The organism is Actinoplanes sp. NPDC049802, assembly GCF_040656595.1.
In the GTDB taxonomy this organism is placed as follows: Bacteria; Actinomycetota; Actinomycetes; order Mycobacteriales; family Micromonosporaceae; genus Actinoplanes.
Genome location: NZ_JBFAMR010000055.1, coordinates 18,166 through 39,845 on the forward strand (window position 1 = coordinate 18,166; position 21,680 = coordinate 39,845).

16 protein-coding genes are annotated in these 21,680 nt (G+C 71.0%); 11 read left to right on the forward strand and 5 right to left on the reverse strand.

What is annotated here, in order from left to right:
- Positions 1–62 precede the first annotated feature (62 nt).
- Complete coding sequence (locus AB0I88_RS29755) at positions 63–782, reverse strand: hypothetical protein (protein ID WP_361031840.1); 720 nt, start codon at positions 780–782, stop codon at positions 63–65.
- A 131-nt stretch (positions 783–913) separates the two neighbouring features.
- Positions 914–1,801: an NYN domain-containing protein gene (locus AB0I88_RS29760; RefSeq protein ID WP_361031843.1), complete on the reverse strand. Its 888-nt coding sequence runs from the start codon at positions 1,799–1,801 to the stop codon at positions 914–916.
- A 353-nt stretch (positions 1,802–2,154) separates the two neighbouring features.
- Here AB0I88_RS29760 and AB0I88_RS29765 point away from each other — a divergent pair, with 353 nt between their 5' ends.
- Positions 2,155–3,333, forward strand: coding sequence for a GTPase domain-containing protein (locus AB0I88_RS29765; RefSeq protein WP_361031846.1), 1,179 nt, complete (start codon positions 2,155–2,157; stop codon positions 3,331–3,333).
- Positions 3,330–4,043, forward strand: coding sequence for a hypothetical protein (locus tag AB0I88_RS29770; protein ID WP_361031849.1), 714 nt, complete (start codon positions 3,330–3,332; stop codon positions 4,041–4,043). The genes AB0I88_RS29765 and AB0I88_RS29770 overlap by 4 nt, the downstream gene beginning before the upstream one ends.
- Before the next feature lie 298 nt (positions 4,044–4,341).
- Here the strand turns inward: AB0I88_RS29770 and AB0I88_RS29775 are convergent, their stop codons facing one another.
- The 3 genes from AB0I88_RS29775 to AB0I88_RS29785 form a co-directional block, all read right to left on the reverse strand.
- Positions 4,342–5,157 carry an alpha/beta hydrolase gene (locus AB0I88_RS29775; protein WP_361031852.1) on the reverse strand — a complete coding sequence of 272 codons (816 nt, stop codon included), beginning with the start codon at positions 5,155–5,157 and terminating at the stop codon, positions 4,342–4,344.
- A 10-nt stretch (positions 5,158–5,167) separates the two neighbouring features.
- Positions 5,168–6,001 (reverse strand): alpha/beta hydrolase, encoded by an 834-nt coding sequence (locus tag AB0I88_RS29780; protein WP_361031855.1) that lies wholly within the window; start codon positions 5,999–6,001, stop codon positions 5,168–5,170.
- A 102-nt stretch (positions 6,002–6,103) separates the two neighbouring features.
- Entirely contained in the window at positions 6,104–8,824 is a 2,721-nt protein-coding gene (locus tag AB0I88_RS29785) for an AAA family ATPase (protein ID WP_361031858.1), read from the reverse strand.
- 522 nt (positions 8,825–9,346) lie between these two features.
- Between AB0I88_RS29785 and AB0I88_RS29790 the strand changes: the two genes are divergently transcribed.
- From AB0I88_RS29790 to AB0I88_RS29830, 9 genes are all read left to right on the forward strand, one after another.
- The gene (locus AB0I88_RS29790; RefSeq protein ID WP_361031861.1) at positions 9,347–11,131 is read left to right on the forward strand and encodes a CHASE domain-containing protein; all 1,785 of its coding nucleotides are present in this window, start codon (positions 9,347–9,349) and stop codon (positions 11,129–11,131) included.
- A gap of 14 nt (positions 11,132–11,145) precedes the next feature.
- Positions 11,146–11,595 carry a response regulator gene (locus AB0I88_RS29795; protein ID WP_361031864.1) on the forward strand — a complete coding sequence of 150 codons (450 nt, stop codon included), beginning with the start codon at positions 11,146–11,148 and terminating at the stop codon, positions 11,593–11,595.
- The gene (locus tag AB0I88_RS29800) at positions 11,592–13,571 is read left to right on the forward strand and encodes a response regulator (RefSeq protein ID WP_361031867.1); all 1,980 of its coding nucleotides are present in this window, start codon (positions 11,592–11,594) and stop codon (positions 13,569–13,571) included. The genes AB0I88_RS29795 and AB0I88_RS29800 overlap by 4 nt, the downstream gene beginning before the upstream one ends.
- Before the next feature lie 130 nt (positions 13,572–13,701).
- Positions 13,702–14,295, forward strand: coding sequence for a hypothetical protein (locus tag AB0I88_RS29805; protein WP_361031870.1), 594 nt, complete (start codon positions 13,702–13,704; stop codon positions 14,293–14,295).
- Between the two features lie 55 nt (positions 14,296–14,350).
- Positions 14,351–14,914, forward strand: a complete 564-nt coding sequence (locus AB0I88_RS29810; RefSeq protein WP_361031873.1) for a hypothetical protein — start codon at positions 14,351–14,353, stop codon at positions 14,912–14,914.
- A gap of 221 nt (positions 14,915–15,135) precedes the next feature.
- The gene (locus tag AB0I88_RS29815) at positions 15,136–17,463 is read left to right on the forward strand and encodes a S8 family serine peptidase (RefSeq protein WP_361031876.1); all 2,328 of its coding nucleotides are present in this window, start codon (positions 15,136–15,138) and stop codon (positions 17,461–17,463) included.
- 82 nt (positions 17,464–17,545) lie between these two features.
- Entirely contained in the window at positions 17,546–19,858 is a 2,313-nt protein-coding gene (locus AB0I88_RS29820; RefSeq protein WP_361031879.1) for a helix-turn-helix domain-containing protein, read from the forward strand.
- A 108-nt stretch (positions 19,859–19,966) separates the two neighbouring features.
- Positions 19,967–20,368: a hypothetical protein gene (locus tag AB0I88_RS29825; protein ID WP_361031882.1), complete on the forward strand. Its 402-nt coding sequence runs from the start codon at positions 19,967–19,969 to the stop codon at positions 20,366–20,368.
- Between the two features lie 14 nt (positions 20,369–20,382).
- Complete coding sequence (locus AB0I88_RS29830) at positions 20,383–21,450, forward strand: serine hydrolase domain-containing protein (protein WP_361031885.1); 1,068 nt, start codon at positions 20,383–20,385, stop codon at positions 21,448–21,450.
- Positions 21,451–21,680 lie beyond the last annotated feature (230 nt).

Here is a 21,680-nt window from a genome sequence, read left to right on the forward strand (position 1 = left end):
AGGTCACCACCGGCGCGGACATCGACCCGCCCGCGAACCGGTGGCATTTCCGGCTCGGCGGATCAGCGGTAGCGGAACGGCTTCGAGCGGACGTCGCCCTTGCGGTAGTCACCGTTGGGGTGGAAGTCGTCCCACATCCGGACGCGTTTCGCGCCCGCCTCCCAGAAGGTCATTCCGTTCACCCGGGCGGTACGCGAGGTGCGCGGCATGCAGTCGACCGGAACGGTGAACACGACCGTGTTCTTGGCGTAGTCCGCCTTCTGCCGGATACGGCTCGTCGAGTCCGGGTTCAGGCACGGGTTCGGAATCTGCTTGTTGACGTCCTTCAGGTTCATCGCGTCGGCGGAGGCCTGACCGAACGAACCGTAGGTGACCTGCCAGCGCAGATTGCCGAAGTAGACGAACGCGGAGATGGTCGTGGGAATCGAATGCCATCCGTCGCGCACCTGCTCTTTGAGGTGAGCGGGCTTCAGATCGGCGACGCGTACGGTCAAAGTGACGTTGCCGCCCTTGGTGGCCGCGGAGACCGCACGCAGGTCGAGGTCAGCCTTGTGGTGGGTGTTCGAGGACCAGTTCTTCAGGACGTCATTCGCGGCGTCCTTCACCTTGACGGAGGTCGGCGTCGAGGTCGCGCTCGCCGAAGCGGGGGTGATCATGACGAGTGCCGACCCGAGCACCGCGGTCAGCACAGCACCGGCGGACCGCCGGTTCCGGCGCCGCTTCTGCCCGTCCGTACCGGTGGAGAGGACGGCGTTGCTGATCATCACGGGGGCGTTGAACATGGGACTTCACTCCATTTCCCGGCCTCGGTGGCCGTGAGATGCAGTCAACGCCCCGGCCTGGAAAATTTCGTCACACGCCGGCCCGGCCGCCGGATCAGCGAGCGCGAGCGACCACCCGGTGGGCTGCCGGCCTACTGCCCGTAGGCCTCGTCGTACTTCGCCCAGAACTGCGCCCGGAGTTTGTGCCGGACCGCTTCGTTGAGGTCGATCTCACCGAGACGATCCGACAGATCGGTCAGTAGTGCTTTGTCGATGTCCCGGGGAATCGATGGCTTGCCGGCCGCGAGTGCCGCCAGTTCCTCCGCACTGGCAGACTTGCGGAAGGTCGTCAGGACTCCGTTGACCACCGAGTCGATTTGTTCGCTGTCGATGGACGTGCCGGACGGGTACGTGGCCGGCGGGTGGAACGGGTCCGAGTCTCCCCGCCCGTCCAGGCTCATGGGTATGGCGTCGGCTTGCGGTCGGCCGGCTTTCGATGCCACCACCATCGGAGGCATCTCCACCTTCGTCACCGTCCGGTCGATGATCTCCGGAAAGAGGATCTTGAGACCATCGGCTGCCCGAATCAGATGCCGGCTGATTCCGTGCGGCCTGTCATCGGCGCTGGGAACGGCGAGCAGGAAAACCTGCACACCGTGAACTTGAGCCTCCTCGACGGCCTCGGTCAGATCATCGTCGCCCGAGACGAGGAAGAAGACCTCCGAGACTCCGTTACGTGCGTGCGTTACGAGATCGAGGCCGATTCGCAGGTCGACGCCTTTCTGCTGGCCTTCCACACCGAACCGGCCGAGACGCAACTTGACGTTGGACAGCTCACCGATGAACTGCTGTTGAGTGTCGGGCACGCCGTCTCTCGCGGAGTCGTACCAGTGCACTCGCAGCACCGGCAGTTCCGACAGTTTCTCGGCCTGCTGAACGAGTTCGTCGACCAGCGACTCGTAGTCGACCTGAATGCCGTTGCGCAGCGACGTTCCCGTCACCCGGACGGCCGCGGCGCTGAGCAGGTAACCGACGTCCACATAAAGGGAGCACCTAGGCCTCACGGTCCAAAGGATGTCACGGTCATGCCGGTGGGCTCGAGCGACGGTCTGAGCCCGGCGAGACGCTGCGCCTTCCCATGCAAGCAGACGGCATGGTCCCCGGGCGCGGTCCCTGTGCAGGGCGACTCCGGCTCGGCCGGGCCGGACCGGGCGCGAGGGTCCGGCGCGGGGAGCGGGTTCGGCAGGCGTACCGGTGCCCATCGGGGGCGGCTTGCGCCCCGTACCGTCCATGACGGCCGGTGCCGTGGACCGATCAGCCCATGTACACGATGGAGCGATCTTGCCACCGTGATCTGGTGCTCTACGACCACGAACCGGGGTGGCCGGTGCCGATGACGCGAACCCTGCAGCACGCCGCCGCGGCCGCGCTGGTCGTGTTGCTGTCCGCGCTCGTCACGGCCGCGCCGGCGATCGCCGAGGCGCCGACCCCGCAGCCCACCTCGCGGACCGACGTGGAGCGGCGGACGGTGGTCTACTACGACCCGAAGACCGGGAAGCTGAGATACACCCTGGTGGCGCCTTCCGGCGACCCGGCCGAGGTCGACGTCTCCGACATGCGGATCGACCCGGCATGTGCCTTCTACTACTACTGGAGCCCGAACGGGAACATCCGGATCAGCCTGCTGCGGCAGGGTTGCGCGACCCTGCTTCCCGGGAAGGGCACCCCCGAGGAGCAGGAGGCCCAGCAGCAGGCGCCGAAGCCGAGCGCCTCCGCGTCGGCCGGTCCCGCCGCCGCGGGCCAGGGCGAGACACCGTCGGACACCTGGCCGAAGGTCCGGACCTGGTTGGCGGGCAACTGGCTGGACGCGCTCGGCGTGGTGCTCGCCATCGGGTTCGGCATCACCGGGCTCGGCTGGTACGTGTCTCGTCGCGACCGCCGCAAGGTCCGGGTGCTGCTCGCCGGGGCGCCCAGCGCCGGCAAGTCCGGCCTGTGGCGGGCGATGAAGGACGGCACCGCACCGTCCGGCCTACGGCCGTCGGTCGGCAGAAGCGTGCCGGCGAAGCTCGACCCGATCCCGTTCGGCACCTACACCCTCTATCCGGCGGTCACCGACACCGCCGGCTCCGAGCCGTGGGTGGTCCTCGACGAGATGGGGATCCGGCGGAACCGGAAGAGGCAGAAACTGGTGCTCGTCGTGGTCGCGTCACCCGTCTCCGGCGACAACCGGGTGAGCACGCCGGGCGATTTCGACGACGCGTTCATCAAACGGCAGGAGGGCTACATGAGCCTGCCGCGCGGCATCATCGGGTCCGCCGACAAATACCGGCGGCCCGACCTGGTGGTCTTCTTCGTCAGCAAGTTCGACCTGGTGAGCGCGGTGGCGCCGACCGATTCCACGGCGACCGGCGCCCGGCAGAAGGTGACCGCGGCGTTCCGCGAGCACGCCAGGCTGCTGGATTCGGTGTGCCGGGACAAGGGGGTGCCGTACCAGTTCGTGATCGGCAGCGCCACCGAGGGCTGGGGCATCGACACGGTCACCAAGAAGCTGCAGGGGGTGATCAAGCTGTGAGCGGCTTCCGGGCGGCACACGCGCTGGTCTACGCCTTCAGCGGGGCAGCGCAGTTCCAGATCGTGGCCGGGGAGACCGCCGGGATCGACCCGGACCTGCTCGAACAGACGCGGGCGGCGGCCGCGGCGGCCGCCGCCGACGCCACCGCGACCCGGTTCCCGGCCGGGCGCTCCGGGCGTCGCGGACGGCTGTCCTGGTTCGCGGTCGCCGTCCCGACGAGCGCGGTGGAGGCGATGTCCGGCCGGGACGGCCTCGCGGTGTCCTTCGTGATCATCAGCCGGGGCTTGCGCCTTCCGCCCACCGACTTCTTCCGGGACGCCCTTGCCGCGCTGGAGACCGGCCTGCGGCGGGCCGTCCCCGGCACCCGGGGGCTGCGCGACGGCTCGCAACTGCTGGCCTCGGCGCTGCAGCGTGGCGACGGCGGGGACGCGGTCGCGGGGGCGCTCGCGGCGTACACCGGCCAGGTCACCCATCTGCTGGACGCCATGGCCGGCACGCACCGGGCCGCCGGGCTGGACGGCGAGGTGCCCACCCGGGCGGACCCGCTGCCGTACGAGGTGCTGGCGACCCTGGTCGAGGGCACCCGGACGGCCCGGCGGGCGCAGCAGTGCCTGGTGGCGTACCTCGGTGATCCGGTCCCGTTCCGGGCCACGGCGCGCGCGCACCGCCTCGCCGGTGACCTGGTGGTCCTGTCACAGGACGTGCCCTGACACCCCCTGTGGGTGCCGGAAGCCTCATCCGCCCGAACCTCTGACGTTCAGATCCGGAGGTGGGCGCCGGCGACCGGCACCAGGTCACCCACGTCGCCGGCCACGCCATCCGCTGCCGGCGACTCTTGCGCTTTCCGGTGCATCGGCTGTTCCCTCGCCGCGCCTGCCACCACATCGACTTGGAAGAGGCCGGCGCAGATCTGGCCACGTTGATACAAGACCGCGTACGCACCCCGGGCCCCCGTGACGAGGTCGCTGCAGTCGGGCGCGACCGGAATCCGCGGGGGCCCGGGGCGGGTCAGTCGGCGGCGCGGACGATGAGCTTGACGACCGTGTCCGGACGCGAGACCGCCACGGCGTGCGAGGCTTCCTCGACGGTCACGGTGCCGCGGGAGCCGGCCCGCTCGGCCATGAACTTCTGCGCCCGCAGGGGGATGTTGTTGTCGGCGCCGGCCAGCAGGAACCACGAGGGGATATTCGCCCAAGCGGGCTTGCCGGACGCTTCGCCCAGCGCCGTATCCCGGATGGGGCGCTGAGTGCTCGCCATGAGGGCAGCCTGTCGCGCCGGGACGTCGGCGGCGAACTGCTGCCGGAAGAGCGAGGGCTTGATGTAGAGATCGTTCGATCCGTCCGGCAGCGCGACCGGCGCCAGCGTCACCCCCAGCGTGCTTCCGGGATACTTCCCGGCGAGCTGTGCGGCGGCCTCACCGTCGGCGGGGGCGAAGGCGGCGACGTACACCAGCGCCTTGATCTTCGGGGAACGTGCTTTCACGTTGGTGATGACGGCACCGCCGTAGGAGTGACCGACGAGGACTACGGGCCCGTCGATGCCGGCGAGGCGAGCGTCGAGGGCGTCGGCGTCTTCGCGGACTCCGCGGAGGGGGTTGGCCACCGCGACAGCGGTGAAACCGCGCCGCTGCAGGCGCTCGATGACGGGTGCCCAGCCGGCGCCGTCCGCGAAGGCGCCGTGGACGAGGACGATGGTCGGCTTCGGCGCTGCCGGCGGGCCGGCTACCGCGTTGGACGTGCCGAACAGGGCGAGCCCGGCGGCAACGACGAGCGCGGTGAGCAGCGCGGTGATGCGTACGGTGAAGCGGTGCATGAGCGTGTGCATGTCCGGGCTCTCAGTTGGCGAGGAAGGCGATGAGGGCGGCGTTGACCTCGGCCGCATGGGTGAGCAGCAGGCCGTGCGGAGCGCCCTCGATCTCGACGTAGCGCGCGCCGGGCAGGCGGCGGCGGAACTCCCGGGCGGTGGCGTCGATGGGCAGGATGCGGTCGGCGGTGCCGTGCAGGATCAGCGATGGCACGTCGATGCGCTCCACGTCGGCCCGGAAATCCGTCAGCCACGCCGGCACGCACGCGTACGCTGCCACGGGTGCCGAGCCGATGGCGGTGGCCCAGTTCGCTCGCAGCGCGGCCTCGCTGAGCCGGGACCCGAGCGTCTCGTCGGTGTTGAAGAAGTCGATGAAGAAGTTTTCGTACCAGGCGTAGCGGTCGGCCTCGGCTTGTTCGGCGATGCCGTCGAAGACGCTCTGCGGCACGCCGGTGGGGTTGTCCTCCGTCTGGAGCAGGAACGGCTGGAGCGCACCGAGGAACGCGGCCTTGGCCACCCGTTCCGAGCCGTAGGTGCCGAGGTAGCGGGCGACCTCACCGGAGCCCATCGAGAAGCCGACGAGGACGACGTCCCGCAGGTCGAGCTGCGTCAGGACGGTGTTCAGGTCGCCGGCGAAGGTGTCGTAGTCGTAGCCCGTCATGGTCTTGCTGGACCGGCCGAAGCCCCGGCGGTCGTAGGTGATGACCCGATAGCCGGCCTTGACCAGCGCATCGGTCTGCTTCTCCCAGGACTGCCCGTCCAACGGGTAGCCGTGGATCAGGACGACCGGCTGGCCGGAGCCGTGGTCCTCGTAGTAGAGCTCGATATCGGTCGAGCCCTCGGTACCGACGGTGATGGTTCCCATGGTGTGCCTTTCCGCCCGTTCGCCGGGTGCGAACCGGGCATGGCACCAACCTAGGAATCGGGAGGATCGACCGCGTCGGGCGAATGACGTCTTCGGCGTACGTCATCGTGCCGCCAGCACCGCTGCGAGCTCGCCGCGGGTGGTCACACCCAGTTTGGGGAACATGCGCTGGAGGTGGGTGCTCACCGTTCGGGGCGAGACGTACAGCCGCTCGCCGATCTCCCGGTTCGTCAGACCCTGCGCGGCGAGCTGGGCGACATGCAGCTCGGTCGAGGTCAGCTGGTCGACCGCGGCCGGGTCCTGGCGAGGGGACGACGCACCCGCGGCGCGCAACTCCTGGCGTGCACGCTCCGACCACGCTGACGCGCCGAGGGCGTCGAACACCTCGCGCGCCGCCTGCAGGACGACGCGGGATTCCGCGGGCCGCCGGTGCCGCCGCAGCCACTCGCCCAAGGCGAGGTGCACCCGCGCCCGCTCGAACGGCCAGTCGACAGGAACGGCGTCGAGGGCCGCCCGGTAGAGCGGCTCGGCGACGTCCGGTGGGCTCAGCAGGGCACGAGCGAGGCGCAGCCCGCAGAGCAGAGCGGGCGAAGGCGCCAGCTCTCCGAGTGGGGTCAGTTCCTCGAGTATGTCCCGTGCCGCCTCCGTGGACTCGCTGCGTACGGCCGCCTCGACCAGTTCGGCGACCGCGTAGAAGCGCAGCCAGGGATGGAAGGCGGGGTCGGCCGGGTCGAAGACGCGACGCAGGTGCCCGAACGCGTCACCGTACCGGCCCTGGCACAGGGCTGCCTGCCCGCGGGCCGACTGCACGATGGCCAGCACCGGGCGCACCCCTCCGGGGAGGGCCGCACGTTCCGCCGACGCCGCCCACGCCTCCGCCTCCGCATCGCCGCAGACGGCGGCCAGCTGCGCGCGGATGGCGTGCACCATCGCGTGCACGAGAGGCTGACCGGTCTCTCGGGCCAGATCAGCGGCTTCCTCGGCAGCGAGGTGACCAGCGCGCACGTCACCGAGCCGCGTGGCGCTGCCCGCCAGGGCGCAGAGTGCGCGGGCCAGCAGCGACAGCCGGCCTTGCGCCCGCAAGGCGTCCAGCGACCTCGCCGTCAGCCGAATCGCCAGGGCGGGAGCGCCCACCGTCACCGCGGCCCCTCCCAGGAGCTGGTCCCCTTCGGCGTCCTCGGACGAACGCTCCAGCTGACCGGCCAGGGACTCCAGAACGGCTCGTCCACGTTCGACCGGCGCGCAGTACGCCCGCAGGGCCACCAGGTAGGAGTTGCCGGCGTCAACGGGCATCCGGTCGGCGGCCGCGGCGACCCGTTGCCGCGCGACAGGCCCGAGCTCTCCGTAGTAGCAGTGCAGGATGGCGCCCCACAGCATGCGAAGACCCAGCAGAGGCTCACCGGCGGCTATCTCGACGGCCAGCTCGGCCAGCTCGGCGGTCGCGGAGCCCTCGCCTTGCGCCCACTGACCCCGAACGATGCCCACCCAGGACGCACGACCCTGGTCCCGGATCGTGAGGTCCAGCGAGCCGGCCTGGGCCAGCAGGTCCGCGACGACCGCGGACTGGCCCGACTCCAAGGCGAGCTCCGCCGCGCGGAGCAGCCGGTCCGCGCGAGCGGACGGGTCCGCGGTCAGCTCAGCGGCCCGCCGTAGCGCGGCCAGAGCCGCGGCGACTCCGCCCCGCCGCAGTGCCCTGCCGGCAGTGCGGTCCAGGTCCCGCGCCGCGAGCTCGTCGGGGCCGGCGGTGGCCGCGGCGCGGTGCCACGCCTGCCGGTCGGGCTGCCCCTGGAGCACGGCGGCGAGAGCGGCGTGCGCGGCCTGTCGTTCCGCGGCGGTCGCAGCGTGGTGCATCGCCGAGCGGACGAGCGGATGCCGGAACTCCTTTCCCCAGGGCTCCACCAGCCCCGCAGCGACCGCCGGTCCCAGGGCCGAGGCGTCGACCGCCGTCCCGAGCATCCGGACGGCGGCGGCGAAACACTCGTCCATCGTGCCGTCACCGTTGAGAGCCGCGAGGAGCAGGACCGCCCGGGTGTCGACCGGCAGGCCGGAGACCCGGGCCGCGAAGGTGCGTTCCAGACGTTCGGTCAACGGCAGCGGACCCGGGGTGAGCGCGTACGCCCCACCGACCGATCGCAGCGCGACGGGCAGCTCGGTCAGCGCCAGCGGGTTCCCGGCCGCCTCCTCCAAGAGCCGCCGCCTCACCTGCTGCCCCAAGCGGGGGGCCACGGCGTCCAGCAGTTCCCTCGACACCTCGTCCGTCAGCGGGTTCAGGTGCAGCACCGGCAGTCCGGCACCGCCGAGCCGGTCGTCGAGGCCGCGGGTGACGGCGATCAGGACGAGGGGATCGGACTCGATTCGCCGTGCGACGAACCCGAGCACATCGAGGCTGGCTCGGTCCATCCAGTGGGCGTCCTCGACGACCACCAGCAGCGGGGCTTTCACCGCCGCGTCCGACAGCAGGGTCAACGCGGCCAAGCCGACGAGGTAGAGATCGGGCACGGCATCGTCGGCGAGCCCGACGGCTGCGCGCAGCGCGGCACGTTGCGGCCCTGGCAGGTCGTCGATTCCGTCGCGCAGTTGATGGACCAGTTGGTGCAGGCCGGCGCAGGGCACGTCCTCCTCGGACTCCACCCCTACCGCCGTGATCACCCGGGTCCCGCTGCGCGCGGCCAGTGCTGCCGCCTCGGCGACCAGCGCCGACTTGCCGATCCCGGGAGCGCCGAGGACGACCATCGCACCACCCGACCCGGAGGCGGCCTGCTCGACCAGGGCAGCCAGTGCGCGACGCTCCGCCTCGCGACCCAGCAGCGCCCGTCGTTGCATGCCTCGCTCCATCCTCCCGCGCGACTCCCGCCGCTCACAGGGTGCCGCGTCCTCGCCGGACCGGGCGACCCCGGCCTTGACTCCCGCGAGCCGACCGGAGGCCGGTAGGGAGGCGATTCGCACAATGACACGCACACCGTTCGGCGGGATGAAGGGGGCTGCGGGACTGGAGGCGCATTTTGTCGGCCAGACCGGACATTGCAGGCGCTTGCTCCGCCACGGGTGGTGGGCATCACCTCCACGCTTTCCGGCAGCCGTCCTCGGCCGTCGGACAGCAGGCCCCGCCTCATCCGGTTCCTGGGCCGGTTCCGGCCGCCACCGCCTCGAAGCCGGCAGAGAGCTCGTGCTGCGCGTGCACCTCATCGGCGAGCTGCTGCCACTGGCCTGACCGGCTCGCCTGCCCCACTTCCGAATAAGTGGATATAATTCGCACTTCGACAGTCTTTATCAGGGATGGTCGGGCGCCTGATGAACAACAAGATTGCAGGCCGGGCGGGCGGGCGGCGCTCCGCCTTGGCGATCATGACTGTGTCGCTGGCACTGACCGCGTCCGCCACGCTTTGGTCCGCGGCGACGGTGGCCGACAGCGAGGCCACCGAACTGCGCAACCGGGCCGCCACCGCCCAACAGTTGATCAACGGCCGGCTGGGCACCTACACCGAGATCCTGTACGGCCTGCGGGCGCTGCGCGGCGCCTCCGAGGAGCTCCGTCGCCGGGAGTTCCACCAGTACATCGCCTCCCTGCGGGTGCTCGACCGCTACCCCGGCGTCCAGGTCATCGGCTTCGCTCCGCTGGTTCGGGAGAAGCCCGCGGCCTTCGAGGCGAGCGTCCGCGCCGACGCGGCCGCGTCCGGCCTGCCGTACCCGAGGTTCGCGATCCACCCGCCCGGCGTGCGGCTCCAGTACGCCCCGATCAGCTTCATCGAGCCGCAGACGGGCAACCTGCCCGCGTTCGGCTTCGACTTCCTCAGCGAACCCAGCCGGCGGCAGGCCCTGGAGCGGACCCGGGACACCGGCCAACCGGCGGCTACCGCCCCGGTCACGCTGGTGCAGGAGACCGCAAGCCAGACCGGGTTCCTGATCATGCTGGCGACGTACCGTCCCGGCCTGCCGCTGGGCACGTTGACTCAGCGGCGGGCCGCCTTCCTCGGCGTGGAGTACGCCGCGTTTCGCATGGGCGACCTGCTCGCCGGCGTGCTCGGGCAGAACGCGTCTCGGCACGCCCTGGAGATCTACGACCGAGGGCCGGCGGGCGACCCCGAGCCGGCCCCGCTCAGCGAGGCGACCCGCACCTACGACACCGACGAGCGGGCCGACGCCGTGTCCGCCAACGGGGGAAACCGCACCGAAGCCTTTCCGGTCATCGTCGGGGGCCGCCGGTGGGACGTCCACTACCGGGCGGCCGAGGCGCTGGTGTCGCCGCAGGAGAGGGCCGCTCCATGGACGATCGCCGGGTTGGGGCTGCTCCTCAGCCTGCTGCTGACGTGGCTGTTCTGGATCACGAGCACCGCCCGGGAACGGGCGGTGGCACTCGCCGGCCAGATGACGGTCCAGCTGCGGGAGAGCGAACGCCGGCTGGCCCGCTCCAACCGTGAGCTGGAACGGTTCGCCTACGTCGCCTCCCACGATCTGCAGGAGCCGCTGCGGACCGTCAGCAGCTTCGTGGGGCTTCTCGAGCAGCGGTACGGCGACCGGCTGGACGAACGCGCCCACCGGTACATCGAGTTCGCCGTCGACGGGACCCGCCGCATGTCCGGGATGATCTCCGACCTGCTCACCTACTCCCGGGTCGGCCGCGGCGACAGCGGCCCGGTGCCCACCGACCTCGCGGCCGCCTGGGACGAGGCGGTGGCGAACCTGCGCGGTGCGATCGAGGAGGCCGGCGCGCAGGTCACCCGCGGCGACCTGCCGACGGCACAGGCCACCCCGCTGCACGCCGTACAGCTGTTCCAGAACCTGATCAGCAACGCGCTGAAGTATCGCGGCCCGCAGGCGCCGGAGATCGTCGCGGGGGCAGTGCCGGCCGAGGGCGGGCAGGAGTGGCACATCACCGTCAGCGACAACGGCATCGGCATCGATCCCCGGCACCACGACCGGATCTTCGTGGTCTTTCAGCGCCTGCACACGGCCGACGAATATCCGGGGACGGGGATGGGCCTGGCCATCTGCAAGAAGATCGTCGAAAGCTACGGTGGCCGGATCTGGGTGGAATCGCAGGCCGGAGACGGATCGCGGTTCCACCTCACCTTCCCGGCCACGGCGGCCCCCGCCACCCGGCCCGGCCGAGAACTGGCCGGCGTACGGTGAGCGCTGCAGCCGGAATGTCCACGGTGCCGCTGCGGCTCCTCCTGGTCGAGGACTCGGCCGCGGACGTCGCGTTGATCGAGGAGTTCGTGGGCGAGCTGGAGTCGCGCGTCGAACTGCACGTCGCCCGCGACGGTGAACGCGCCCTGCGTTTCCTGCGCAGGCAGGGTGAGTACGGCGAGGCGCCGCGGCCGGAGCTCGTCCTGCTCGACCTCAACCTGCCCGCCCGTAGCGGGCTGGAGGTGCTCGACGAGCTGCGCAACGACCCGGATGAGAACCTGCGCGTCATACCCGTGCTGGTGCTGACGACATCGCGGGCGCCCGAGGACGTGCACTCCGCCTACCGCCTGGCCGCGAACGCCTTCATCACCAAGCCGATCGAAGTGCAGCGTCTGCGCCAGGTCGTGCACTCCATCGGCTCCTTCTGGATGGAGAGCGCCAGTCTTCCCGGAACCGGTGGGCGATGACCGGGTCACCGCTGGACGTCGTACTGATCGAGGACAATCCGGCTGACGCGGCGCTGGTGGCCGAGCAACTCGCCGACGCCGACGACGACTACCGCCTGCGCCACTTCACCCGGCTCGATCCGGCCCGCGAACACCTGACCACCCAGGGTGCGGACTGTGTCCTGCTCGATCTGTCACTGCCGGACGCACAGGGGCGGGAAGCGGTCGACGATCTGCGCCGGGCGGTGTCCGGCGTACCCCTGGTCGTGCTCTCCGGCACCCGCGACCGGGAGCTGATGCTGGCCAGCTTGCGCGCCGGCGCCCAGGACTACCTCGTCAAGGGCAGCGTGGACAGTGAGCTGCTGTCCCGGTCGATCCGCCACGCGATCGAGCGGATCCGCATCGGCGAGGAGCTGCGGCGCCAGCAGGAGCAGAGCCGGCTGATCGTGGAGACGGCGACCGACCCGTTCGTGAGCGTGGACCACGAGGGCGTGGTCGTGGATTGGAACCACAGCGCCGAACGCGTATTCGGCTGGTCGCGGGCGGAAGCGGTGGGACGCCCGCTCGCGGACACGATATTCCCGCACGACCTGGGGCAGGACGGTCCGCACCCGCTGGCCGAGTCCTGGGCGGACGGAGAGGCCGACGCGCCGGGACGGCGCACCGAGACCGCGGCACGGCACCGGTCCGGTCGGCGGCTGCCGGTGGAACTGGCCGCCTGGCGCGTGGGCGACGGCCCGCAGCAGCGGGTGTACGCGTTCATCCACGACATCACCGATCGGCTGGAGCTGCAGGCGGAGCGGGAGCGGGCGAAGGCACGGGCCGAGCGGGAGCAGTACGAGCGGCGGCTGCAGCAGTCGCAGCGACTCGAGGCGCTCGGGCAGCTGGCCGGCGGCGTGGCGCACGACTTCAACAACCTACTGGCGATCATCACCAACTGCACCGAGTTCGTGGCCGAGGACGTGGCGGCCGCCGCGCACACCGACCCGGAACGCTGGCGCCGCACCACCCGGGACGTCGGGCAGATCCAGAGCGCCAGCGAGCGGGCCATCCGCCTCACCCAGCAGCTGCTCGCCTTCGGCCGGCGGGATGTGGCCCAGCCCGAGGTGCTGTGCCTCGGCGACGTGCTCACCGAGGCACAGCAGCTGCTCCAGCGCGCGGTGGGGGAACAGATCAAGCTGGTCGTGGTCCGGGACGCCGGCCTGTGGCCGGTGAGCGTGGACCGCGGCCAGATGGACCAGCTGTTGCTCAACCTCGCCGTCAACGCCCGTGACGCGATGGGACCCGGCGGCGAGCTGACCATCTCGCTGCGGAACGCGCCGCTCGACCAGGCACAGGCCGCCGAGGTCGGGCTCACCTCCGGCCGGTACGCCAGGCTCACCGTCACCGACACCGGCGTGGGCATGAGCAGCGATGTCCTCGACCGTGTGTTCGAGCCGTTCTTCACCTCCAAGGCGGAGGGCACCGGCCTCGGGCTGGCCATGGTGTACGGGGTGGTCGCGCAGGCCGGCGGATCGGTGCGGATCGAATCGGAGCCGGGGCAGGGAACCAGCGTCACCGTGCTGTTGCCTGCCACCGACCGGCAGCCGCAGCCCAGCACCGGTGACCAGCCCCGCGCAGACCGCTCCGGAGACGAGACCGTCCTGCTCGTGGAGGACGAGCCCGAGCTGCGCGAGGTCGTTCGGCGCCTGCTGGCCCGCAACGGCTACCAGGTGATCGTGGCCGAGGACACCACACACGCGATCGAGTGCGCGCGATGCCACCCCGGTCGCATCCACCTGCTCCTCACCGACGTGGTGATGCCCGGCGCCAGTGGCCTGCAGGTGGCGGGCCTGGTGGCCGAACTGCGCCCGGACATCCGGGTGCTCTACATGTCCGGTTACGCGCACGGCACCCTGGCCGCACACGGCGTCGCGGAATCCGACATCGCGCTGATCCCGAAACCGTTCTCCGAGGCGGCGCTGCTCGACCAGGTACGCCGGGCGCTGGAAGAGTGAGTGAGGCACTGACGCCGCATCGGCCGTTATCCAGCCGTTACCGAATTTCGCGAACTCGGCCCCCGCCGGACGCATCGCACCGTAGGACAGCACCTCAGGAATCGAGAGAGGCAACACGATGCGACGCACGATGACGGTTCTTGGCGCGGTCCTCGGCATGGCGCTGCTCAGCGGCTTCGGCACGGCCGCCCGTCCCGAGCCGGCCGCGGCGTCGACGGCGGCCGTTTCCAGCGCGGTGACCTCGGCGGCCGATTCCGGCACGTCGACCGTGACGGCGGCGTCCGCGCCGAAGAAGGGCAAGAAGCTGGTGCTCGGGCCGAACGGGCTGGGCGCCCTGAAGCTGGGCATGACCCGCCGCCAGGCCGAGAAGACCAAGCTGCTGACGAAGCGCCCGGTGGAGGTCCGCAACAAGGTCTGCAACGCCGACTACCGGATCAAGGCCGCGAAGACCGACGCCCCGGTCTTCCTCTCGAAGAAGCTCGGCATCGCGTCGATCACCGCCTACCCGGGGCTGGCCACGCCGCAGGGCATCAAACTCGGCAGCTCGGCGAAGGCGGTCAAGAAGGCGTACCCGGGCTGGCGCAGTGCCACCGACACCGGCATGAAGGGCCGGGGCCTGGTCAAGGTGCCCGGCAACCGCAAGGCCTACTACAACATCACGATCTCCGGCGGCAAGGTCACCGACCTGCAGCTCGAGCTGCGTAACCAGAACTGCTACGAGTAGGCGGCCGTGTGGGGAGGCCTGATGTGATCACGCGGCACAACTCATGGGCGGCAAGATGACGCGGCGAACCGTTCTGGTGCTCGCGGTGGCGGCGACCTTGGCGCCGGTCACCGGATGCGGTGCCGCGCCGGAGCGGGTGACCGGCGCCGCCGAACCGGCCGGCGGCATCCGGCCCACCAGCGCCGCCGCCACGTCAGCGCGGCGGACACTGGGACCGGACGGTGTGGGTGCCCTCAAGCTCGGCATGAGCAGGGACGAGGCGGACGCGACGCAGTTGGCGGACTGGGAGGGGGAGCGGTACGACAGCGGCTGCAACCCCGAGTACCGGTTGACGTACGGCGGCGCGGAGGCCGTCGTGTGGCTGTCCGCGGACCTGGGCATCGCGTCGATCACCGCCTATCCGGGGCTGGCCACGCCGCAGGGCGTCGAGCTCGGCAGCCCGGCCGAGGCGGTCCGGGCGGCGTACCCGGACTGGCGCACCTTCACCGGGCCCGGGACGGAAGGGCGAGGGCACGCCGCGGTGCCCGGCAACAGCGACGCCGTCTACAACATCACGATCGACAACGGCGAGGTCGTCGCGCTGCAGCTTCAACTGCGCGCCCAGGACTGCTACGAGTGACCGCAGGCGCCTGCGACGGGGCGTTACCACCTCCTCGGCCGGATCCTGTCGGTGGCCGCTGCGCTCCCGGCGTCCGCCGATCGGGCGGCCACAGCAGGTCCACCAGCGGTGGCCACCCTGGCCGGAAAGCCTGGAGCAGCGGTGACCGTGGATTTCCGGCGGAATCGACGTGACGGGACCGTACCGTTGCGGCTACAGTCTCCCCATCTTCATTGATCTCGATGCGGGAGCCGTCCGTGCGCGCCATCTCCTCCAGCCTGATCGCCGTGTTGCTGACCGGGCTCTGGGTCTCCCCGGCCGCCGCGGCCGAGTCGACCGTACGTCTTGATGTAGGACTCACCGACGGTGCCAACGCGGCCGGCGTCGTCGGGCGCCTCACCGGCTCCGTGACCGGATGGAACCGGGTCACCGGCCTCGACGCGATCACCCTCGACGTGCCCGCGGCGCAACGCGACACGGTTCTCCGCCACCTGAAGGCTGATCCCGGTGTGCGGTTCGCGGAGCCGGGCGCGACGGTCCACGCCGATTCGCCCTCCGTCGACATCACCGACTACTACGCCGACGGTCCGCTCCTTCACCCGACTTCGGCGAACTACCGATGGTTCAGCATGGCGCAGATCCCGAGTGCCCTGAGCTGGACCAGAGGCAGTTCGTCGGTGACCGTCGCCGTGGTGGACACCGGGGTGAGCGCCAACCCCGGCCTCGGCTCGGGCAGGCTGTCGGCCGGCCGGGACTTCGTCGACGGCGATGCCGACGCCTCCGACCCGGACGGCCACGGCACCCTGATGGCGAACCTCGTCGCCGGGAAACACACCGCCGACCAGCCCAGCAGCACCGGGATCTGCTCCGCCTGCCGCATCCTGCCGGTACGCGTGCTGAGCCCCCGCGCCGACCGTCCCGCCGAGGGCACCTCAGCCGACGTCGCCGCGGGAATCGTGTGGGCGGCCGACCATGGTGCGGACATCATCAACCTGTCGCTGAGCACGCCGGCTCCGAGCCGATTGTTGTCGGAGGCGGTTCAGCACGCCGAGGAGCGAGGCGCCCTGGTCGTCGGCTCGGCCGGCCAGACCGCGACGACCGCCCGGCAGTACCCGGCCGCCCTCGACACGGTTCTGGCCGTCGGCTCGATCAACGAATACGGTGCGCCCTCGATCGGCTCGAACCGCAACTCGCCCGAGGACCGATGGATCGACGTGCTGGCCCCGGACCGTGCCTGGGTCATCAACCGTGACGGCAACCGCGAGGCCGCCAGGGGCACGTCGGCGGCGACCGCGCTCGTCTCCGGAACAGCGGCGCTGGCGCTGTCGGTACAGCCGAAGGCGACCGCCGCGGAGATCCGCAAGGCGGTGACCGAGACGGCGATGTCCACGGTCGGCCACACTCCGGTGGAGCCTCACGATGCGCGGGTCCTCAACGCGGCACGGGTGGTCCATGACCTCGGCAACCTCGAAGACGCTCGGGCACCCCAGTTCAAAAGTGACCTGGACCTGATTGACGGCGCCGTCATCAACGACGACGCACGAAGCGTGAAGAACGTGTGGCTCGCCGACGATCACGGCATCGACCGGATGGACCTGCTGGTCGGGGGCGAGGTCGTCGACTCCACCCCGGCCGCGCCCTGGGCACGGTATCTGACCCTCGACCCGCAGGACGACTACAACGGCGAACTGACCGTGACCGTACGCGCCGTCGACTACGCGGGCCTGCACGTCGACCGCACCGTCAAAATCCGTGTGGACAGCATCGAACCGACCGCCTCGGTGACCTCTCCCCACCCGTACCAAATGGTGGCCGGCCCGATCCGGGTGGCCGTCACCGCCACCTCCCCCGATGTGGAACACGTTCTGGTCAACGGTGAGCGCATGACTCGGACGCCCGGCCGCGACGAGTGGACGGCAACCGTCACGCCCGAACGCGACGCCGGCGGTCAATACGGATACACGTTCTTCGTATGGGACAAGGCGGGAAACGTCATCCCGCTGTTCCAGCACGTGACGTACGACCCGACCGGCCCCACCGTCAGATCGATCAGCCCCGCCGCGGGCGCCCGGGTGCGCGGCACCTTCACCAGCACGTTGAACAGCGTCGACGACCCCGCAGGCATCGCGAAGGCCGACCTGTGGGGCAACGGCACCTACATCGGCCGCGACACCACCGCACCGTATTCGCTCAAGGTCCCGACCCGAACGGCGAACGGCGCCATGACACTGAAGTGGACCGTGACCGACAAACTCGGCAACGTCAGCACCCACACCCGGACCGTCATCGCCGACAACCGGGGCCCGTCGCTGTCGATCACCAAGGCGCCGAAGAACCGCGCCAAGGTCACCGGCACGGTCAAGGTCTACGTCAAAGCCACCGACACCAGCGGCATCGCACGCGTCGAACTGCTGGTCGGCGGAAAGGTCGTGGCCACCGACACCAAGGCCGGCTACCTGCTCACCCTCAACACCCGGACACAGAAGAAGACCATGAAGGTACGGGTTCGCGCGTACGACAAACTCGGAAACGTGACCTACACATCCATCCGTACCTGGCAGCGCGGCTGACTTTCGATCCGTCCCGGCGGTAGCGCTCATCCGGCTCCGCCGGGACGGTCAGCACCGCTGACAGCCGATTAGGATCGTCTGGATGCGGGAGGAACTGGCCGTCCGGCTGCGGCTGCTACGGGATGCGACCGGGCGCAGCCTGCGCGAACTGGCCCGCGACATCCATGTCAGCAGTTCCTCGCTGTCGCGTTACTTCTCCGGTCAGGCCGTCCCGCCCTGGCCGACGGTCGTGTCGCTGTGCCGGGTCGCCGGCCGCGACCCGCGGCCGCTGCGTGAGCTGTGGGAACGGGCCAAGGACGGCCCCGAGCCGACCGTCGTCGCCGCCGCCCCGCAGGTCCGCAACGACCTGCCGCACGACGTCTCCTCCTTCACCGGGCGCCGCGCCGAACTGGCGGCTCTGCTGGACGCCGCCGGGGACGGCTCGCTCGTCGCGATCGACGGTATGGGCGGCGTCGGCAAGTCCGCGCTGGCCGTGCACGCCGCGCACCGGCTGACCGCGAACTTCCCCGACGGCCAGTACTATCTGGACCTGCACGGATTCACTCCGGGCCGGAAACCGGTCGAGCCGGCCGAAGCGCTGCGGGTGCTGCTGAGCGCGCTCGGGGTGCCGTCGGGCCGGATCCCCGACGAACTCACCGAACGGGCCGCGCTGTGGCGCTCGGAACTGGTGCCGCGGCGCGCACTGGTGCTGTTGGACAACGCCGCCGACGAGGACCACGTCCGCGATCTGCTGCCCGGTGCCGGCGCCACCTTCGTCCTGATCACCAGTCGGCGGCGGATGGTGGCGCTCGACGGCGTACGACCGATCTCCCTCGACGTGCTGCCACCCGCCGAGGCCGCCGCGTTGTTCACCGCCTCGGCGGGCGGAGCCCGGCCCGGAGACGTCGGCGAGGTGCTGCGCCGGTGTGGGAACCTGCCGCTGGCGATCCGGGTGGCCGCCGCCCGGCTGCGGCACCGGCCCGCATGGACGATCGACACGCTGGTGGAACGCCTGCAGGACGGCGAGCTGGTGGTCGCCGAGGTCTTCGCGATGTCACTGCGGCAGCTCGACACCGCGCAGCGCACGATGTTCGGGCTGCTCGGACTGGTGCCGGGAGACGACATCGACGCGTACGGTGCCGCCGCTCTGGCCGGTGTCTCCCTGACTGACGCCCGGGCGCTGCTGGAGGACCTGGTCGACGTCCACCTGTTGCAGGAGCCGGCGGCCGGCCGTTACCGGATGCACGACCTGCTGCGGCAGGCCGCGCGGGCCGACGTCGCCGCGGGTGACCCGCAGGCGGCGATCGCGCGCCTCGGCGACTACTACCTCACCGGCATGCTGACGGTGAAGGAGCTGGTCGGCACCCTCGTCCCACTGCCGGTCAGCGTGACGCACCCACCGCCCGCGCTGCCCCGGATCGCCGACTTCGACACGGCGGTGACCTGGACCGACACCGAGTGGGCCAACGTCACCGCGACGTTCGCGCTGGCTGTGCAATGGGGACTCGACGGCTTGGCGGCCGGCCTCGGACAGCTCGCATCAGTGCTCAATCTGGGGCGCGGCGCCGCCGCCCCGCAGCGCCGCTGGCTCGAGGAGAGCCTGCCCGCGGCGCACCGGAACGGCGACCGCCGCATGCTCGCGTCGCACCGCTACCTGCTCGGTGCGGCCCTGGTCCGTCTCGGCCGGGCCAGGGAGGCGGCGGTGCAGCTCGACGAGGCCCGCACGTTGATGGCCGCGCAAGGCGACACCACCGGGGAGGTCTTCGCTCTGCTGCAGCTCGCCGACGTCCGTGTCCAGCTCGACGATCCCGAAGGCGCCGCCGGTCTGCAACGCCGGGCGCTGTCGTTGCAGCCGCCCGGCGCGGCGGTCCGGGTGCGCACGAGCGCCGCGCTCGGCCACACCCTGGTGCTGCTCGGACGGCACGCCGAAGCCCGTGAGGTGGTGGCCGCGGTCATCGACACGGCGCGCGGCCTCGACCCGCAGACCCTGCGGATGTGTCTCGACGTGCTCGGCCGGGCGGTACTCGGCGAAGGTGACGCGCAGAGCGCCGTCGACTTCGCCGAACAGGCCCACGCCCTCAACCTGTCGACTCGCAGCCCGTTGTTCGCCGCGGGCAGCCTCACCGACCTGGCCGTCGCCCTCTGTCACCTCGGCCGCCCCGCCGAGGCGGCCGCTCAGCACGCTGAGGCGGTGAGAATCCTGGAACGGCTCGGCGAGCCTCGCTCGCTGGCGCGCAGCCTCATCTCGTACGCCGAGGCCTGCCTCGTCGCGGGCGACGCGGCCGCGGCTGAGGCCGGTTTCCGTGCAGCCGTGGAAATCTGCTCCACGCACGGGCTCAGCGAGCTGGCGCCGGTCGCCCAGGCGGGGTCGTCCCGGGTGTCCCGTCCCGTCCCGGGACACCCGGGCAGCACCTGACCCCGTAGCTAACGCCGCAGGTCAGAGCGGTATCGGTGGGCCCGTCCCGTGCCACGGGGACAGTGACCCGGTTGTCCCGCACCGGCCACCGGGCCGAAGCTTCCGGCCATGCGGAACTTCACCGAGCAGGACAAGAACACTCTCCGGACCGCCGCGTACGGCGCGGTCACGCTGCTGTCGGCCGCGGACGCGAACGGCTCCCCGCACAAGCTCGCCACCGCCGGCTTCCTCGCTCTGCACTCGGCGATCGGACCGGTCGGCCACGTGCTGGCCGAGAAGTCGAGGCTACGCGACCTCGACGGCAAGTCGGTCGCCGCGATCGCGGACCGGGTGCTGCCGGCCCTGACCGCATCGACGGTCCTGCTCACCGAGCGGGACCCGGCCGAGGCGGACAACTTCCGCGACATCGTCGCCGTCGCCGTGGACGCCGCACTGGAGGCTCGCGGTGGCACGCCCGGCCCGGTTCTGGCCCAGATCACCGACAAGATCAGCGAAGCGCTCGCCCGTTGAGGAGGAACCATTCCATGACCAGCCACACCGAACTTCAGAACGCTGTCGAAGAGTTCGTCGCCGCCGGGTTCGCCGGGCTGCAGATGCGCGTCAGCGACGAGCACGGTGATTGGGCCGGCAGCGCCGGGATCAGCAGACTGGGCGAGGCGAGCAGGCCACCGACCGACGGCCGGTTCTGGGCGGGCAGTGTCGCCAAGACCTTCACCGCCACCGTCGTGCTGCAACTGGCGGCCGAGCAGGCCCTCGATCTGGACGCCCCGGTGACCGAGCACCTGGCCCATCCCGGTCTGGACAAGCGGATCACCGCCCGGATGCTGCTGCGGCACACCAGCGGCCTGTTCAACTACACCGGCGAGTACCTCCCGGACGGCACGATCGTGCCGGGGATCCCCGCCACCGGTAAGGACTGGGTCGACGCCCGGCTGCGCGGCTACCAGCCGCAGGAGTTGGTCGAGCTGGCGCTGTCCCGACCGGCGCGGTTCGAACCGGGCGCCGACTGGAGCTACTCGAACACCAACTACACGCTGGCCGCGCTGCTCATCGAGGAGGTCACCGGCGGGTCGTACGGTGATCAGATGCGCCGGCGCATCCTCGAGCCGCTCGGCCTTCGGGACACGGTGCTGGACGGCGACGTCACGGACCTGCCCGAGCCGCACGCCCATGGGTACTACCGGTTCCAGGACGGCGGCGAATGGAAGGTGGTCGACGTCTCCCGGCAGAACCTCTCGATGCTGCTCGGAGCCGGCGGGGCCATCTCGACCACCAGGGACCTGCACGTCTTCTTCGCCGCACTCAACAGCGGCAGGCTGCTGCCGGCCCCCCAGCTGGCCGAGATGCGCGAACCGCACGGGCCGATCGGCTACGGCCTGGGACTGTTCGTGCAAGAACTCGGTCCCGGTATCACCGTCTACCACCACAACGGCGGCGCCCCCGGCGGCTACGGCGCCCTCATGTACAGCACGCCTGACGGCGGCAAGACGCTCACCGCCGGGCTGACCATGGGCGACGCCGCGGTGGATCCGGCCGAGGTGTTCCCGCAGGCGCTCGACGCCCTCGTCCGAGTCGTCTTCACCGGCCGGTAGCGACCGACGTTCACACCGGTGGGAGCGGGCCGACGCAGCGCTGGCGCGGCCGCTCCCGCCGGAACGTCGCCTGTGGACCTTCAGGCGAGGCTTGGCAGAGCAGTCGCCCCCGCCGGCCTCCAGCGCAGGTTCCGCCGCATCGACTTCCACCGGATGCAGCGCACCTTGCGGTGCTGCGGGCGGGCCGGGTGCCGGGGCCGACACGGTCGCGAGGACACACGCATCGGCAC

Coding starts and splice junctions, on each gene's coding strand:
- AB0I88_RS29755 (WP_361031840.1), bottom strand. CDS start 782: ATGTTCAACGCCCCCGTGATGATCAGCAACGCCGTCCTCTCCACCGGT.
- AB0I88_RS29765 (WP_361031846.1), top strand. CDS start 2,155: ATGACGCGAACCCTGCAGCACGCCGCCGCGGCCGCGCTGGTCGTGTTG.
- AB0I88_RS29775 (WP_361031852.1), bottom strand. CDS start 5,157: ATGCACACGCTCATGCACCGCTTCACCGTACGCATCACCGCGCTGCTC.
- AB0I88_RS29780 (WP_361031855.1), bottom strand. CDS start 6,001: ATGGGAACCATCACCGTCGGTACCGAGGGCTCGACCGATATCGAGCTC.
- AB0I88_RS29785 (WP_361031858.1), bottom strand. CDS start 8,824: ATGCAACGACGGGCGCTGCTGGGTCGCGAGGCGGAGCGTCGCGCACTG.
- AB0I88_RS29790 (WP_361031861.1), top strand. CDS start 9,347: ATGACTGTGTCGCTGGCACTGACCGCGTCCGCCACGCTTTGGTCCGCG.
- AB0I88_RS29795 (WP_361031864.1), top strand. CDS start 11,146: ATGTCCACGGTGCCGCTGCGGCTCCTCCTGGTCGAGGACTCGGCCGCG.
- AB0I88_RS29800 (WP_361031867.1), top strand. CDS start 11,592: ATGACCGGGTCACCGCTGGACGTCGTACTGATCGAGGACAATCCGGCT.
- AB0I88_RS29805 (WP_361031870.1), top strand. CDS start 13,702: ATGACGGTTCTTGGCGCGGTCCTCGGCATGGCGCTGCTCAGCGGCTTC.
- AB0I88_RS29810 (WP_361031873.1), top strand. CDS start 14,351: ATGACGCGGCGAACCGTTCTGGTGCTCGCGGTGGCGGCGACCTTGGCG.
- AB0I88_RS29815 (WP_361031876.1), top strand. CDS start 15,136: ATGCGGGAGCCGTCCGTGCGCGCCATCTCCTCCAGCCTGATCGCCGTG.
- AB0I88_RS29820 (WP_361031879.1), top strand. CDS start 17,546: ATGCGGGAGGAACTGGCCGTCCGGCTGCGGCTGCTACGGGATGCGACC.
- AB0I88_RS29825 (WP_361031882.1), top strand. CDS start 19,967: ATGCGGAACTTCACCGAGCAGGACAAGAACACTCTCCGGACCGCCGCG.
- AB0I88_RS29830 (WP_361031885.1), top strand. CDS start 20,383: ATGACCAGCCACACCGAACTTCAGAACGCTGTCGAAGAGTTCGTCGCC.